The following is a 16,276-nucleotide window of genomic DNA, read 5'->3' on the forward strand; positions in this document are numbered from 1 at the left end:
GCTGATTCGTTTTGGTTTCTGTTGAAGCCATCCCGTGTCAGCGAGGTGGCATTATAGAGATTTCGATCACACTGGCAAGCCCTTTTTGAAGTTTTTCTCGTTTTTTTATTCGTTCGATTAAAAAGAACTCAAAACGCCTCAAAAGTAGGCTTTTCTCTTACATCTCTTACATCTCTTACATCTCTTGCAATTTCTTAGAGAATAAAGAGACTTTTTCCCAGTTCGTATACTCAACTTCCTTGGTTGTGTCCGTTTCTCCGCCTGTCATATTCATAATGAAGCGAATCATGGTTTTATCGAACCAGTTATAACGTGGGTAATAGAGGGCACCCGCGAATACACCGATTAGAGTCGGCTGCCATGGTGACTTAAGAAGAAACTTCTTAATATAGGCACTGCCTTCAGGGGTGTCTTTACCTTGGTCTTCTTTACGAGCCGTTAAGTTAACGCAGAAGAAGGCAACCTTATTGGATTGCAACTGAGCAAGGTTGGCATCAATGAACTTATATAGCTTCTTATTAAGGTGACCATAACGAATAGATGCACCAATCAACACTCTGTCGTATTGAGCAAAGTCGACATTACTCACAGTGTGCAGATCTTGAAGCTCACATTCGAACTCATTCATTTCTTCTTTTATATAGTTCAAGATCTTCTTGGTTTGCCCTTCACGGCTTGAATACAAAAATAGAGCTTTTGCCACAATGTTGTCCTTAGCTACGCCAAAACGTAGGGGTCAATAAAATTAATAAGGTGAATATCTCTAAACGACCAAACAGCATAGATACGATCAACACCCATTTGGCCTTATCATTCACATCGCCGAAGTGCATTGCCACTTCACCTAAGCCCGGGCCAAGGTTATTCAACGTTGCCGCTACCGCAGAGAAAGCACTCAGCTCATCCATCCCAGTAGCAATAAGAGCCAACATACAAACCACAAAAACCAAGGCATAAGCAGAGAAGAAGCCCCAAACCGCATCCACGACACGTTGTGGTAACGCAGAACCGCCAACCTTGATGGTATAGACAGCCCGTGGGTGAACAAGACGCTTCATTTCACGAGCACCTTGCAGAGTAAGTAGTAAGATTCGAATCACTTTCATACCACCACCCGTAGAACCTGCACATCCCCCTATAAAAGAAGAGAACAAAAGCAGTACGGGTAAGAACAATGGCCACTCTGAGAAACCCGTCGTTGTAAAGCCCGCGGTCGTAGAGATAGACACGGTTTGGAACAAGGCTTGGTCGAAAGCATCGTAGTACGAATCATAAGAGTGATGATTGAGCAGTAATAAGAAACAAACCAAGAACAGTACTGCCTGAATAAAGATAAAGGCGCGGAACTCAGGATCTTTCCAATAATACTTAGGATGCACACCACCTGAAGCAAATGCAGCAAAGTGAAGCGAATAGTTACATGCGGATATAAGAAGGAACACAACTGTAATCATGTTGATCGCAGGGCTATTGAAATACCCCATGCTCGCATCGTGAGTCGAGAAGCCACCAATCGCAATAGTAGAGAAGCTATGACTGATGGCATCAAAGAAGCTCATCCCAGCAAGCCAAAACGCCACTGCACAAGCAATGGTTAAGCTCAGGTAGATGTACCAAAGCGCTTTTGCCGTTTCAGCAATACGCGGAGTCATCTTGCTATCTTTTACTGGGCCCGGGATTTCAGCACGATATAACTGCATACCACCGATACCCAGAACAGGGAGGATAGCTACCGCTAATACGATGATACCCATACCACCAAACCATTGTAGGAACTGACGATAAAAAAGAATCGCCTTAGGCAGATCATCGAGGCCGACAATTACGGTCGCACCTGTCGTAGTTAATGCAGAGAAGGATTCGAAGAAAGCATCGGTTACCGACACATTGGGGTTATCGGCGATCAAAAACGGCAGCGCACCCGCACTACCGATTACCGTCCAAAACAGAACAACAATCAAAAAGCCATCACGCGCTTTCAATTCATGCTTATAACGTCGGTTTGGAAACCAGCAAGTTGCTCCACAGAATAAGAGAACGAAGAAGGTCGTCACAAATGGCACACCCGCACCATCTCGATAGATCAGTGCGACGAGCGCAGGAGCAAGCATTGATACACTAAAAAGTGCTAATAATAATCCGACGATTCGAATAATTGAGCGAAATTGCATGAGCTATTGAACGAAGCGAAATGCTTCACACTTCCTAGTTGTCTTTGACTTTCGTTACCAGTGCCTTAGCACCGCTTTTATTGATCATGGTTTGGGTAAACGAATCTACCTGAAGGAGCTCTATTTCAATAATAAGCTCAACTTGAACACCATAATCCGCTTGGACCTCAACAGCCTGATGCTGAGCCATGATGGATTGTGCGATCGGCACAAAGCCATAGTCTAACTCTAGCCGTAATTTTGTGGTTATTTTTTTCTCGATAGTTTGAAGCAGCTTGAGAGCTTGTTGTACGCCACCGCCGTAAGCCTTAACCAAACCGCCGGTTCCAAGCTTAATTCCGCCAGAGTAGCGCGTCACAACAGCCGTTAATTCACCGACACCAGAGCCCGATAGTTGCGCCAAGATAGGCTTACCCGCTGTACCCGAGGGTTCACCATCATCACTGAAACCCCAAAGCATTGAGTCTTCAGGTCGACCAGCAACAAAACCCCAACAGTTATGTCGTGCTGAAGAATGCTCTTTTTTCACCTGTTCTACGAACTGTTTTGCAGCTTCAACACTTGGAGTATGAGCAAGATGCGTAATAAAGACGCTCTTTTTTATCTCTTCTTCAAACAGAGCCGACGCAGAAGGTATTAAATAAGGCTGTTCATTCATATCGTTAACTTAGTTAATAAGAGCGACGAAGTGTATCACGCGTGAATAATAAGGGTTAGAGGATCTGTGCCATCGCACAATGTTAAACAATTGTTTAAAAAATGTATTGAAATTAATCAAGCAGAGGTACAGACTAAGATAACTGGTCTTACCAGGTATTCTACAATAATAGAAAGATAACAAGATTCTCTCAAACAATCGTGGATTGTATGTCATGGAGATAGACAATGATTTACCAAGCTAACACCCTACAGGTAAAGGAATTACAAGATGGTATTGCGGAATTAAGCTTCTGTGCACCAGCCTCTGTAAACAAACTCGACCTTGCTACTTTAGAATCACTAGATAAAGCGTTAGATGCTCTTAATGCTCACGCAGGATTACGTGGTTTAATCTTAACTTCAAACAAAGACGCGTTCATTGTAGGCGCAGACATCACTGAATTTCTTGGCCTATTTGCTAAGCCAGAAGCAGAACTTGATGAATGGTTAAGATTCGCTAATTCAATCTTCAGCAAGCTCGAAGACCTTCCTGTCCCAACTCTTTCAATGATGCGTGGCCATGCCCTTGGCGGCGGCTGTGAATGTGTACTCGCTACCGATTTCCGTATCGGTGATAAGACCACCAGCATTGGCCTACCTGAAACCAAACTTGGCATCATGCCTGGTTTTGGTGGTTGTGTACGCCTACCTCGTGTTATCGGTGCTGACAGCGCAATGGAAATTATCACGCAAGGCAAAGCATGCCGTGCAGATGAAGCGCTTAAAGTTGGCTTGTTAGATGCGATTGTTGAAACAGACCAGTTACTAGAATCGGCAATCAATACCGTTTCTCTGGCTGCTAATGAAAAATTAGACTGGCAGCTACGCCGTAAACAAAAGACATCAGCGCTTTCACTAAGCAAACTCGAAGCGATGATGAGCTTTACCATGGCGAAGGGCTTAGTTGCTCAAAAAGCAGGGCCTCACTACCCAGCTCCGATTACTTCTGTGATTGCGATTGAAGAAGCAGCACGCAGCAATCGCGATGCAGCACTCGACATCGAACGTAAGCACTTCGTTAAGCTAGCGAAATCGGAAGAAGCAAAAGCATTAGTTGGCTTATTCCTGAATGACCAGTACATCAAAGGCTTAGCGAAACAAGCGGGTAAGTCAGCAAACAAAGCAACTGAGCGTGCAGCCGTACTTGGTGCAGGTATCATGGGCGGCGGTATTGCTTACCAATCAGCTCTAAAAGGCGTGCCAGTGATGATGAAAGACATCGCACAAGCATCGCTTGATCTAGGTATGAACGAAGCATCTAAGCTGTTGAATAAACGCTTATCACGCGGTCGCTTAGATGGATTCAAGATGGCAGGTATTCTGTCTTCTATTACTCCAAGCCTGCATTACGCGGGTGTAGAACAGTCGGATGTGATTGTTGAAGCAGTAGTAGAAAACCCGAAAGTAAAAGCAGCAGTACTGAGCGAAGTGGAAGGTTTGGTTGGTGAAGACACGGTTCTAACATCAAACACCTCTACAATTCCGATCAACCTGCTAGCGAAATCACTGAAGCGCCCAGAAAACTTCTGTGGCATGCACTTCTTTAACCCTGTGCATCGCATGCCTTTGGTTGAGATCATCCGTGGTGAACAAACTTCAGAAGAGACCATCAATCGCGTGGTTGCTTACGCAGCGAAGATGGGTAAATCCCCAATCGTTGTTAACGACTGCCCAGGCTTCTTCGTTAACCGTGTACTTTTCCCTTACTTTGGCGGTTTCAGCATGTTGCTACGCGACGGTGCTGATTTCACTAAGATCGATAAAGTGATGGAGCGCAAGTTCGGTTGGCCAATGGGCCCGGCTTACTTACTAGACGTTGTAGGCCTAGACACTGCACACCACGCACAAGCTGTGATGGCGCAAGGTTTCCCAGAGCGTATGGGCAAAGAAGGTCGTGATGCGATTGATGCACTTTACGTTGCTGAAAAATACGGTCAGAAAAACGGTAGCGGTTTCTACACATACAGCGTAGACAAGCGTGGTCGTCCGAAGAAGACCTTCTCTGAAGACATTCTTCCTATCTTGGCTGACGTATGTCAAGCACCACAAGATTTTGATGACCAAACAATTATCCAGCGCGTGATGATTCCAATGATCAACGAAGTGGTGCTTTGTCTAGAAGAAGGCATTATCGCGACACCGCAAGAAGCGGATATGGCACTGGTTTACGGTTTAGGCTTCCCTCCATTTAGAGGCGGCGTATTCCGCTACTTAGACAGTGTGGGCATTGGTAACTTCGTTGAAATGGCGAAAGGCTACCAAGACTTAGGTGCAATGTACCAAGTTCCTCAGCTATTGCTTGATATGGCAGCGAAGGGCGAAAGCTTTTACGACAGCCAACAAGCCAGTTCTCTGTAACCCACATTTGGAAAAGGAATAGCAAAATGAAAAATGTAGTTGTTGTTGATTGCCTTCGCACCCCAATGGGACGTTCCAAAGGTGGAGCTTTCCGTCACACTCGTGCTGAAGATCTGTCTGCACATTTGATGAAAGGCATTTTAGAGCGCAACCCAGAAGTAAACCCTGTCGAAATTGAAGATATTTACTGGGGTTGTGTACAACAAACACTAGAGCAAGGCTTCAACGTTGCACGTAACGCTGCCTTGCTTGCTGGTCTACCGATTGAGATTGGTGCTGTAACAGTCAACCGTTTATGTGGTTCATCTATGCAAGCTTTGCATGATGCAACTCGCTCTATCATGGTTGGTGATGCTGAAATCTGCCTGATTGGTGGTGTGGAGCACATGGGCCACGTACCAATGAACCATGGTGTTGATTTTCACCCAGGCATGTCAAAACACGTAGCAAAAGCGGCCGGCATGATGGGGCTAACCGCTGAGATGTTAGGCAAAATGCACGGTATTAGCCGTGAAGACCAAGATGCATTCGCAGCACGCTCACATGCTCGCGCTCAAGCAGCTACGGTTGAAGGTCGTTTCAAAAATGAAATCCTGCCAACCGAAGCTCACGCTGCAGACGGTTCTCTGTTCACTCTGGATTACGACGAAGTCATTCGCCCAGAAACTACGGTTGAAGGCTTATCTCAGCTTCGCCCGGTATTTGACCCAGCAAACGGTACGGTAACAGCAGGTACTTCATCAGCACTGTCTGATGGTGCATCGGCAATGCTTATCATGAGCGAAGAGAAAGCCAACGCACTTGGCCTGAAGATTCGCGCTCGCGTGAAGTCGATGGCTATCGCTGGCTGCGATCCTTCAATCATGGGTTACGGCCCAGTACCAGCGACGAAAAAAGCACTTAAACGTGCAGGCCTAACCATCGAAGATATGGGTGTGATTGAGCTAAACGAAGCGTTTGCTGCTCAATCTCTTCCATGTGCGAAAGACCTAGGTCTACTGGATGTTGTTGACGAGAAAGTAAACCTTAACGGCGGTGCGATTGCTCTGGGTCACCCACTAGGCTGTTCTGGTTCTCGTATCTCGACGACGCTAATCAACCTGATGGAAGCACAAGACGTGAAATACGGCTTGGCGACTATGTGTATTGGTTTAGGCCAAGGTATTGCAACGGTATTTGAACGCCCATAGCGTTTACTGACTGTAATATTTGAAGGGTAATCTTTTGTGCAGCTATATTTATATAGCTGCACTTTTTATTGCTTGGCATCCAACAATGCATCGATTGTGTTCAGCGAACTCAACGAGAGAAAAACCAACCCTGACATCTATGCACAAAACGCATATATTCAATGTTGATGTTTCATTATTTTTTCTCGGATGATTCAACTAAAGTTACTTCAGTTTCCTAATATTCCTCCACGGAGCAGATCATGTTTAAAGCACTTGTACTAAACCAAGAAGACAAAAAAACTATCGCGTCAGTTTCTCAAATTGAAGAATCTCAATTACCAGAAGGTAACGTGAAGATTGATGTTAGCTACTCTTCTTTGAACTACAAAGATGGTTTGGCGATTACAGGTAAAGGGCGCATTGTTCGCAACTTCCCTATGGTTCCTGGTATCGACCTTTCTGGTGTGGTTTCACAATCTGATGACCCTCGCTACAAAGCAGGCGACGAAGTGGTTCTAACTGGTTGGGGTGTTGGTGAAGGTCACTGGGGCGGCATGGCTGAGAAAGCAAGCCTAAACGGTGACTGGTTAGTGCCGATGCCTAAAGGTCTAGACGCTAAGAAAGTAATGGCGATTGGTACAGCAGGCTTCACAGCAATGCTTTGTGTTCAAGCTATTGTCGATGCTGGCATCAAGCCTGAAGACGGTGAAATCCTAGTTACCGGCGCAAGTGGCGGTGTAGGTAGCGTATCTATCACTCTACTAAACCAACTGGGCTACAAAGTGGCAGCAGTGACTGGCCGTGCTTCTGTAAACGGTGAACTACTTAAATCACTAGGCGCGACACGTATTGTAGAGCGTGCTGAACTAGAAGAACCAGCTAAGCCACTAGAAAAACAACTGTGGGCTGGCGCTATCGATACGGTAGGCAGCAAAGTCCTTGCGAAAGTATTGGCGCAAATTGATTACAACGGTGCGGTTGCGATGTGTGGTCTAGCAGGCGGTTTTGACTTACCAACCACGGTAATGCCATTCATTCTGCGTAACGTTCGCCTACAAGGTGTTGATTCTGTAATGTGCCCTCGTGAAAAACGTATTAAAGCGTGGGAACAACTGGCTGAGCTACTACCAGAATCTTTCTACGCTCAAGCAACCAAAGAAGTGTCTTTAGACGGTGCAATTCAAGCAGCAGAAGACATCACTAACGGTCAAATCACTGGTCGCGTAGTCATTAAACTATAGGCTCTCAAACATAAAGTTATCAAACCTTAAGCAACAGCTTTAGGCTTGGATAACCCAAAACAACAAAGGGCTGATTTTTATCAGCCCTTTTGCGTTTTTGTCATTCGGGTCAAGTGAACTCAGACTCAGATCCGGTTAACCCAAACCGACATCCGCAATCCGTTTTTGAATCAACTCACCACACTCTTCTTTTACCACTCTTCTTAACCATTGTTGTGAAGCAGAAGAATCGCAACGCGAGTGCCAGATCAGTGAGTAATCAAACGGCATAAATTCAAATGGTAATGGCTTAACAACCAAGTCATAACGCTCTGCTACCAAATAAGCCAAATCAGCAGGCACAGTAATCACCAACGGCATTCTATCAACAATCGCCAATGCAGCTTCAAGGTGATAAGCACGCAACACCATTTTACGAGGCTGTTGATTGGCTAACGCGTTGTCTAATAAAGCCTTAACACCATCACTGATCGCAATCATCGCATGTGGGAGTGAAACATAGTCTTCAAGGCTTAAAGGTTGATCGGCTAATGGATGGTTTTTAGATAACAGACACGACACACCAACCGGCCCCAAGACTTCTTGATGAAGTGGTGCAATGCTGCCACTCGGACGACAGATCGCCATATCAACGCGTTCGGTGCTGAGCTGTTTAAACAAATGCTCATGCTGCAACGGAGCAAACTCCAAAGAGATATTGGGTGCTTGTTCATAAATCTTAGGCAACGCATAAGGCAAGATGGTTTGCATCGCATAATCGGTGGTAGCGATCAGAAAACGTTCGCTGCAATAGTAAGGGTCAAAGTCACTCGGACTCAGCAATTGGCGAAAAGACTCCAAAGGCTGATCAATACGCTGACTGATCTCGAGTGCTTTCTTGGTAGGAATAAGGTGCTGACCTTGACGTGTAAACAACGGATCGTTTAGTAATTCTCTTAAACGCCCTAATACTCGACTGGTTGCGGATTGGCTTAAGTTAAGACGAAGCGCGGCCTGGCTTACGCTGCCCTCTTCAATCAATACCTTTAAAGCGACCAATAAATTAAGGTCTCTACGATAAATGTCTTCTAATTCCACGCCACTTACCTAGCTGTATACGATTGCCATTAGTCACTAAGTTGTTTATAGCATGCTTTAGATAAAAAAAATCCCGCAATTACGCGGGGAAGCCCAAGAAAATTTGGGGATAGTGTCGGAATGTTGTCGTATCGGAATTCGCTTGCTGTATTCGGGTTAGTGCTCTTGCTCTTCGGCTATGCCTTGCCAACGGCGCATCTCTACCCAAATACCAATAATCGTTGCTACTATGCCAAAAATAGGCATCAGTGAGGTCTCTGTCGATGAGCGTAGTACTAACGCACAAAAAGAAATAAAACAGAGAACCGAATAAATTGTTAATCTATCTAATCCTGTCAACATCGCCACTCCTTAGCTAGTTGCCTTTGCTTCAAGTTGTTATCAACTTGTTAACTAAGTTATAGGAAATGATTCTGTTTGCCAAGCACTTATTGCATATTTTTTCTGCAGACGTATTATTCACTCGTTAGATAGATATAGAGATACAAACCATGACATTCAAACCTGAACTGGCAACCCATACTTTAGAAGCTGAAGGCCTGCGTTGCCCGGAACCAGTAATGATGGTCAGGAAGACAATTAGAAACATGCAGGATGGCGATGTGTTACTGGTAAAAGCTGACGATCCTTCGACAACTCGAGATATTCCGAGCTTTTGTCGATTCATGGATCACCAGTTGGTAGGCCAAGCAACAGAAACGTTGCCTTACCAGTATTTGATCAGAAAGGGATTGGAGGCGTAACGCCCCACCGACTATCAAGTATCAAAAAAGCCGCTCGTACCTTATGTTCTTAAACAGAACTCAGAGTACGAGCGGCTTTTTGTTTATTCGCTTCTAGATTTGTTTTGCAGATGCTCCAGCTGATGCTGAATTTCTCGGATATCTTTGCGCATCGGAATAATATGCGCGACCCGAATCCAAGCCTCTACCGCAAGTGCAGTCATGATGATGGCACCCGCGACCATTGGCAGCCACATGTCCGTCAACACCATGCCTAACAGTGTAAGTGCAAGACCAAAAGTAAATAGATAACTTTGGCTTTGTGGAGTAATACCCATATAACGCGTCAACATAATCATGCCCTCGTGTTCTTAACTCACAAGATTAAAATATCATGACAAGTATGACAGTTATATGTCCATTCGCTCGATAAACCCCACAATACTGTAAGAGTATGACCTACAACACATTACTCTACTGATTGAGTATAATAAGACTCAATACCACCTGTTAATAGAAAGCAGCAGCGATAGCTAAACCCACGAATAGCAAGGCTGTGATCTTACGAATCAGATCAAGCGGCATCTTATCCGCAGAGAGCTTACCGATGATCACCACAGGCACATTCGCCAGCAGCATACCGATCGTAGTACCCAGAATCACCCACGTTAATGCATCAGAATATTGAGCCCCTAGAATAGAGGTCGCAATTTGGGTTTTATCACCGATCTCAGCAATGAAGAAGGCGATGAAACTGGCGACAAACGGGCCTCGGTTTGATATCTGCTCATCGTCATCCAACTTATCCGGAATCAGAATCCAGCCCGCCATAGCGATGAAACTAACCACCAGCACCCACTTTAATACTTCAGGTGAAAGATAGTCGGCGACCACAACCCCGAGCCATGCAGCAAGGGCATGATTGGCAATGGTGGCAAAGAAGATAGCCGCAATGATAGGTATCGGTTTTCGATATCGACTGGCTAATAAAAGGGATAGCAACTGGGTCTTATCACCGATCTCGGCTAAGGCGACAGTTGTAATTGAAATTGCTAAAACGCTCACGACATGCTCATTTGGGATGGAGATTATTATATTTAACCAAAGACAAACCTCGCGCCCCATCCCGGTTCACGATGCTTGTCTAAGGTCTTGCTAAGCGCCACCAAGGTGGTGGTTGCCTCGAACGCCATGATGATTTTGCATCAATTATGTTGACGAACGAACTCATTCAATAGGATATGAATAAGTAAGCTACTCCCCAAAGACCGCGAGATTTTAATCACCCACGCTTTCAAACACAAGTGTCAAACTTATCAAAATATCCACTTGTGCCGAAAAACAAACATTAAAGGCAAAAAAATCCACTAAACGACATTTTAGACCACTAATTAAACAAGATTACCCCTACTCGCTTTACGAATATCTCGGTATACTCAGAGGTTATTTTTCTCATTCATTTAAAAGAATCGCGCGAACCTGACTATGCAAAAATACGATATCAAAACCTTCCAGGGAATGATCCTCGCGCTGCAGGATTACTGGGCTCAAAACGGTTGTACCATTGTTCAACCTCTAGATATGGAAGTAGGTGCAGGCACCTCTCACCCAATGACATGTCTACGAGCACTTGGCCCAGAGCCAATGTCTACAGCTTACGTTCAACCTTCTCGTCGTCCGACCGATGGCCGTTACGGTGAAAACCCGAACCGTCTGCAGCACTACTACCAATTCCAAGTAGCGCTAAAACCATCGCCAGACAATATCCAAGAGTTGTACCTAGGCTCCCTAGAGGTTCTTGGTGTTGACCCACTTGTTCACGACATTCGCTTCGTTGAAGATAACTGGGAAAACCCAACACTAGGCGCATGGGGCCTTGGTTGGGAAGTATGGCTAAACGGCATGGAAGTAACTCAGTTTACTTACTTCCAACAGGTTGGCGGCCTTGAGTGTAAGCCAGTAACTGGCGAGATCACTTACGGTATCGAGCGTCTAGCAATGTACATCCAGGAAGTAGATTCTGTTTACGACCTAGTATGGAACGTAGCACCAGACGGTTCTAACGTGACTTACGGTGACATCTTCCACCAAAACGAAGTTGAGCAATCGACGTACAACTTCGAGCACGCAGACGTAGATTTCCTATTCACTTTCTTCGACCAGTGCGAGAAAGAGTGTAAAGAGCTACTTGAGCTTGAGAAGCCACTGCCGCTTCCAGCTTACGAGCGCATTCTAAAAGCAGGTCACGCATTCAACATCCTTGATGCGCGCAAAGCTATCTCTGTAACAGAGCGTCAACGTTACATCCTTCGTATCCGCAACCTGACTAAATCAGTTGCTGAAGCGTACTACGCGTCACGTGAAGCGCTTGGCTTCCCAATGTGTAAGAAGGAAGGTAAATAATCATGGCGAAGAATTTTCTAATTGAACTGGGTACGGAAGAGCTTCCACCAACAGCACTTCGTTCTCTAGCAGAAGCGTTTGCTTCTAACTTTGAAGCAGGTCTTAAAACGGCTGAGCTTTCTCACGAAGGCATCAAGTGGTACGCAGCACCTCGTCGTCTAGCACTTAAAGTAACTGCACTGGCTGAAGGCCAAGCAGACAAAGTGGTTGAGAAACGTGGCCCTGCTGTTTCTGTGGCATTCGATGCTGAAGGCAACGCGACCAAAGCGGCACAAGGTTGGGCTCGTGGTAACGGTATTACTGTTGAGCAAGCTGACCGTCTGAAAACAGACAAAGGCGAGTGGCTTCTTTTCAAACAAGAAGTAGCTGGCAAACCAGTTCAAGAATTGGTGATGGACATTGCTGCGAAAGCACTGGCTGGCCTACCAATTCCTAAAGCAATGCGCTGGGGTAACTCAGACATTCAATTTATCCGTCCAGTAAAAACACTGACAGTGCTACTAGGTGATGAGCTTGTTGAAGGCGAAATCCTAGGCGTAGCATCTGCTCGTACTATCCGTGGCCACCGTTTCATGGGCGAACAAGAGTTCACAATCGACTCTGCTGACCAATACCCTGCGATCCTAGAAGAGCGCGGTAAAGTAATGGCAGATTACGAAGCGCGTAAAGCGATCATCCTTGCTGATTCGCAAAAAGCGGCAGCTGCGGTTGGCGGTACAGCTGACCTAGAAGATGACCTTGTTGAAGAAGTAACGTCTCTGGTTGAATGGCCAGTAGTACTGACAGCGAAGTTTGAAGAAGAATTCCTAAAAGTCCCTTCTGAAGCTTTGGTTTACACCATGAAGGGTGACCAAAAGTACTTCCCTGTTTACGATGACAACAAGAAGCTACTACCGAACTTCATCTTCGTATCGAACATCGAGTCTAAAGAGCCTCGTCACGTTATCGAAGGTAACGAGAAAGTGGTACGCCCACGTCTTGCTGATGCTGAATTCTTCTTCAACACAGACCGTAAGCGCCCGCTTATCGACCGTCTTGCTGAACTAGACCAGGCTATCTTCCAGAAGCAATTGGGTACTATCAAAGACAAAACAGACCGCATCACAGAGCTTGCAGGCTACATTGCTGAGCAAATCGATGCTGACGTTGAAAAGTCTAAGCGTGCTGGCCTACTGGCTAAGTGTGACCTAATGACCTCTATGGTATTCGAATTTACGGATACTCAAGGTGTGATGGGCATGCACTACGCGACTCACGACGGTGAAGACGAGCAAGTTGCACTGGCACTTTACGAGCAATACATGCCTCGTTTCGCGGGTGACGATCTACCAAGCACTGGTATCTCTTCAGCAGTAGCAATGGCAGACAAGCTAGACACTATCGTAGGTATCTTCGGTATTGGCCAAGCACCAAAAGGTTCTGACCCATTTGCACTTCGTCGTGCGTCTCTAGGTGTGCTACGTATCATCGTTGAAAACGGCTACAACCTAGACCTAACCGATCTGATCGGCAAAGCGAAAGAGCTACTAGGCGACAAGCTGACTAACAAAAACGTAGAAGCTGACGTTATCGACTTCATGCTAGGTCGTTTCCGCGCATGGTACCAAGATGCTGGTTTCAGCGTTGATATCATCCAAGCGGTACTAGCACGTCGTCCAACTAAGCCTGCTGACTTTGACCAACGTGTTAAAGCGGTTTCTCACTTCCGTGAGCTGGAAGCAGCAGAAGCACTAGCAGCAGCGAACAAGCGTGTAGGTAATATCCTTGCGAAATTCGATGGCGAGCTACCAGCTGAAATCGACCTAACGCTTCTTCAAGAAGACGCAGAGAAAGCACTGGCTGAAAACGTTGAAGTAATGACGGAAGCACTAGAACCAGCATTCGCAACAGGTAACTACCAAGAAGCCCTAAGCAAGCTTGCTGATCTACGTGAACCAGTTGATGCATTCTTCGATAACGTAATGGTGATGGCTGATGACGAAGCGCTTAAGAAGAACCGTCTAACGCTACTGAACAACCTACGTAACCTGTTCCTACAGATTGCTGACATCTCTCTACTGCAAAAATAAGCACAAGTGAGACAATTACTCTAAGTCATACTCTAAGTCATACTCTGAGTAATTAACGGTAAACACCCAAAGGGAAGCGAAAGCTTCCCTTTTTGTTTTTGTGAACCAAGCATTTGTTTGTAGAGGTCTTATTGATTAACTGAATGAAACAGCACTCAGACTGTAGAGGGCATTGTTTGCTATAACTGACCTGTTTATTCAGGGGAAGGGAACAATGAAAAAAACAGTACTCGCGCTTTCAATACTCGCACTCAGCGCATGCAGCCAAACCAGTGACAACAACCTATTACTGACAATTGATAACGACACTGTCGTATTCGAATCATCCGGTAAAGGCACCGTGATTGCAGAACAGGAACTCGCGAAAGGTAGCTATACCTTCTCTATCAGCGATACTCAAAATACCTGTGGCACCAACTATGCGCTGGCTGAAGAAAACCGCATCAAATTCAATAAACCCCTTCGCCTAGACGACTGCGCCGAGAAGTCTGAATTACATATCAAGATCTTTCGCGCTAACACCTATCAGTTTATGCTCAACCCACAAACCAATGAACTGACCGTTCAGATAAAGCCGAAGCAACAACAAGTACAAAGCTTTGCTTGTCCGGTTCCTAGTGACGAACCAACCATCATCGACGTTGCTCAAACCTTTGATGATGGCACCGTGGTTAGAGACGCTCTTTCAGGCAAACAAGTCACAGTAACGAATGGCAGCGTCACCATGCAGCCAGCAGAAAATAGCCAAGGTGTTCTGCTGCTTGAGAAAGTAGAACCAGAAACCAAAGCTGACTTTAGTTGGGATAACGCCACGGTTTACTTCGTAATGACTGACCGTTTCCACAATGGTAATCCTGATAACGACAACAGTTACGGTCGCAGCCAAGATGGACAAGACGAAATCGGCACCTTCCACGGTGGTGACTTGGCAGGCTTAACCGAAAAACTCGATTACATAGAATCACTCGGTGCTAATGCTATCTGGATAACGTCTCCGTTAGAGCAAATCCACGGCTGGGTTGGCGGCGGTGATCGAGGTGACTTCAAACACTACGGCTACCACGGCTACTACCATCAAGATTGGACCAAGCTCGATGACAACATGGGCACCGAAGACGAGCTAAAAACCTTCATCGATACCGCGCATAGCAAAGGCATTCGTGTTGTTTGGGATGTGGTAATGAACCACACCGGCTATGCGACGCTTGCCGACATGCAAGAGTTTGATTTTGGTAAGCTCAACCTAACTGACGAAGAAGCCAAACAAACACTTGGCGAAAACTGGACAGATTGGCAACCTGCCAAAGGTCAGAACTGGCACTACTTCAACAACTACATCTCTTACAGCGACAAAGAAGCGTGGGAAAAGTGGTGGGGCAAAGCTTGGCTACGCAGCGATATCGGCGCCTATGACTCTCCGGGCTACAATAACCTCACCATGTCTTTGGCGCATCTGCCCGATTTCAAAACAGAGTCGACAGAGACAATCGGGCTGCCTAATTTCTATCGCAATAAGTCCACCAGCGCGACCGATGAACTCAAAACACCTCGTAACCATTTAATCACTTGGTTATCGGATTGGGTGCGCGAATATGGTGTCGATGGTTTCAGGGTCGATACCGCTAAACACGTTGAACTCGAAGCATGGGCAGAACTGAAAGAGAGCACCAACCAGGCACTTGCCGAGTGGAAACAGAACAACCCAGACAAGGCCTTGGATGACTTACCCTTCTGGATGACTGGCGAAGTATGGGCACACAGCGTGGTCAAATCAGATTACTTCGCTAACGGATTTGATTCGATCATCAACTTTGAATTCCAGAGTGATATCGCACCAAAGGCGCTCAAGTGCCTATCCGATCTTGATGCTGATTACCTTCGATACGCAGAGAAGATCAACAACGACAGCGAGTTCAACGTACTGAGTTACCTTTCGTCTCACGACACCTCGCTATTCTGGACACAACATGGCAGTGACTTTGCAAAACAAACCAAAGCTGCAAACGCGTTGATGCTGGCTCCCGGTGCGGTACAGATCTATTACGGCGATGAAATCGCCCGAGACTTTGGCCCAACGGGGTCTGATCCAATGCAAGGCACACGCTCAGACATGCCTTGGGATCAAATCACTGGCGAACGTGCAGAGCTGCTAGAACACTGGCAAGCGCTTGGCCAATTCCGCCAACGCCACCCAGCCGTTGCTCAGGGTAAGCACATCATCCGTAACAGCAAGGGCTACTATGCGTTCGAACGCCAATACCAAGATGACAAGGTATTAGTCGTTTATACCGGTTCGAACTAAACCTTCATTAACATAAACACCAGAAACTAAAGGGGAAGCTTAGGCTTCTCCTTTTTTTATCG

General features: G+C 46.0%; 14 protein-coding genes and 1 riboswitch. Of the genes, 7 read left to right on the top strand and 7 right to left on the bottom strand.

Annotation, left to right across the window (positions count from 1 at the left end):
• Positions 1–175: 175 nt before the first annotated feature.
• The 3 genes from hemG to AB4503_RS21435 are packed head-to-tail and all read right to left on the bottom strand — an operon-like array spanning position 176 to position 2,829.
• Complete coding sequence (gene hemG, locus AB4503_RS21425; protein WP_108196436.1) at positions 176–703, bottom strand: menaquinone-dependent protoporphyrinogen IX dehydrogenase; 528 nt, start codon at positions 701–703, stop codon at positions 176–178.
• Between the two features lie 10 nt (positions 704–713).
• Positions 714–2,171, bottom strand: coding sequence for a TrkH family potassium uptake protein (locus AB4503_RS21430; protein WP_017077285.1), 1,458 nt, complete (start codon positions 2,169–2,171; stop codon positions 714–716).
• Positions 2,172–2,205: 34 nt separating this feature from the next.
• Entirely contained in the window at positions 2,206–2,829 is a 624-nt protein-coding gene (locus AB4503_RS21435; protein WP_017058823.1) for a YigZ family protein, read from the bottom strand.
• 227 nt (positions 2,830–3,056) lie between these two features.
• On the opposite strand from AB4503_RS21435, the gene fadB reads away from it, so the two are divergent.
• The 3 genes from fadB (at position 3,057) to AB4503_RS21450 (ending at position 7,641) form a co-directional block, all read left to right on the top strand.
• Complete coding sequence (gene fadB, locus AB4503_RS21440) at positions 3,057–5,228, top strand: fatty acid oxidation complex subunit alpha FadB (RefSeq protein WP_017058822.1); 2,172 nt, start codon at positions 3,057–3,059, stop codon at positions 5,226–5,228.
• 26 nt (positions 5,229–5,254) lie between these two features.
• A complete protein-coding gene (gene fadA / locus AB4503_RS21445) occupies positions 5,255–6,418 on the top strand; it encodes an acetyl-CoA C-acyltransferase FadA (RefSeq protein WP_004736671.1) in 1,164 nt (387 codons plus the stop codon).
• 242 nt (positions 6,419–6,660) lie between these two features.
• Positions 6,661–7,641: an MDR family oxidoreductase gene (locus AB4503_RS21450; RefSeq protein WP_017058820.1), complete on the top strand. Its 981-nt coding sequence runs from the start codon at positions 6,661–6,663 to the stop codon at positions 7,639–7,641.
• Between the two features lie 135 nt (positions 7,642–7,776).
• On the opposite strand, the gene AB4503_RS21455 is transcribed toward AB4503_RS21450, so the two are convergent.
• Positions 7,777–8,718 (bottom strand): LysR family transcriptional regulator, encoded by a 942-nt coding sequence (locus AB4503_RS21455; RefSeq protein WP_004736673.1) that lies wholly within the window; start codon positions 8,716–8,718, stop codon positions 7,777–7,779.
• A 156-nt stretch (positions 8,719–8,874) separates the two neighbouring features.
• A complete protein-coding gene (locus tag AB4503_RS21460; protein WP_004736674.1) occupies positions 8,875–9,060 on the bottom strand; it encodes a hypothetical protein in 186 nt (61 codons plus the stop codon).
• Between the two features lie 149 nt (positions 9,061–9,209).
• On the opposite strand from AB4503_RS21460, the gene tusA reads away from it, so the two are divergent.
• Positions 9,210–9,461, top strand: a complete 252-nt coding sequence (gene tusA / locus AB4503_RS21465) for a sulfurtransferase TusA (protein WP_004736675.1) — start codon at positions 9,210–9,212, stop codon at positions 9,459–9,461.
• A gap of 83 nt (positions 9,462–9,544) precedes the next feature.
• On the opposite strand, the gene AB4503_RS21470 is transcribed toward tusA, so the two are convergent.
• On the bottom strand, positions 9,545–9,799 hold the full coding sequence (locus tag AB4503_RS21470) for a hypothetical protein (RefSeq protein ID WP_017058818.1): 255 nt from the start codon (positions 9,797–9,799) through the stop codon (positions 9,545–9,547).
• A gap of 151 nt (positions 9,800–9,950) precedes the next feature.
• Positions 9,951–10,505, bottom strand: coding sequence for a TMEM165/GDT1 family protein (locus AB4503_RS21475; RefSeq protein WP_017055491.1), 555 nt, complete (start codon positions 10,503–10,505; stop codon positions 9,951–9,953).
• A 34-nt stretch (positions 10,506–10,539) separates the two neighbouring features.
• A riboswitch (yybP-ykoY riboswitch) is annotated at positions 10,540–10,715 on the bottom strand.
• 210 nt (positions 10,716–10,925) lie between these two features.
• Between AB4503_RS21475 and glyQ the strand changes: the two genes are divergently transcribed.
• The 3 genes from glyQ (at position 10,926) to AB4503_RS21490 (ending at position 16,214) form a co-directional block, all read left to right on the top strand.
• A complete protein-coding gene (gene glyQ / locus AB4503_RS21480) occupies positions 10,926–11,843 on the top strand; it encodes a glycine--tRNA ligase subunit alpha (RefSeq protein ID WP_017058815.1) in 918 nt (305 codons plus the stop codon).
• A 2-nt stretch (positions 11,844–11,845) separates the two neighbouring features.
• Positions 11,846–13,912 (top strand): glycine--tRNA ligase subunit beta, encoded by a 2,067-nt coding sequence (gene glyS, locus AB4503_RS21485; RefSeq protein ID WP_017058814.1) that lies wholly within the window; start codon positions 11,846–11,848, stop codon positions 13,910–13,912.
• 214 nt (positions 13,913–14,126) lie between these two features.
• Positions 14,127–16,214 carry an alpha-amylase gene (locus AB4503_RS21490; protein WP_372115702.1) on the top strand — a complete coding sequence of 696 codons (2,088 nt, stop codon included), beginning with the start codon at positions 14,127–14,129 and terminating at the stop codon, positions 16,212–16,214.
• The last annotated feature ends 62 nt before the right edge of the window (positions 16,215–16,276 follow it).

The organism is Vibrio sp. 10N.222.55.B11, from assembly GCF_041473705.1.
Classification (GTDB): Bacteria; Pseudomonadota; Gammaproteobacteria; order Enterobacterales; family Vibrionaceae; genus Vibrio; species Vibrio crassostreae_C.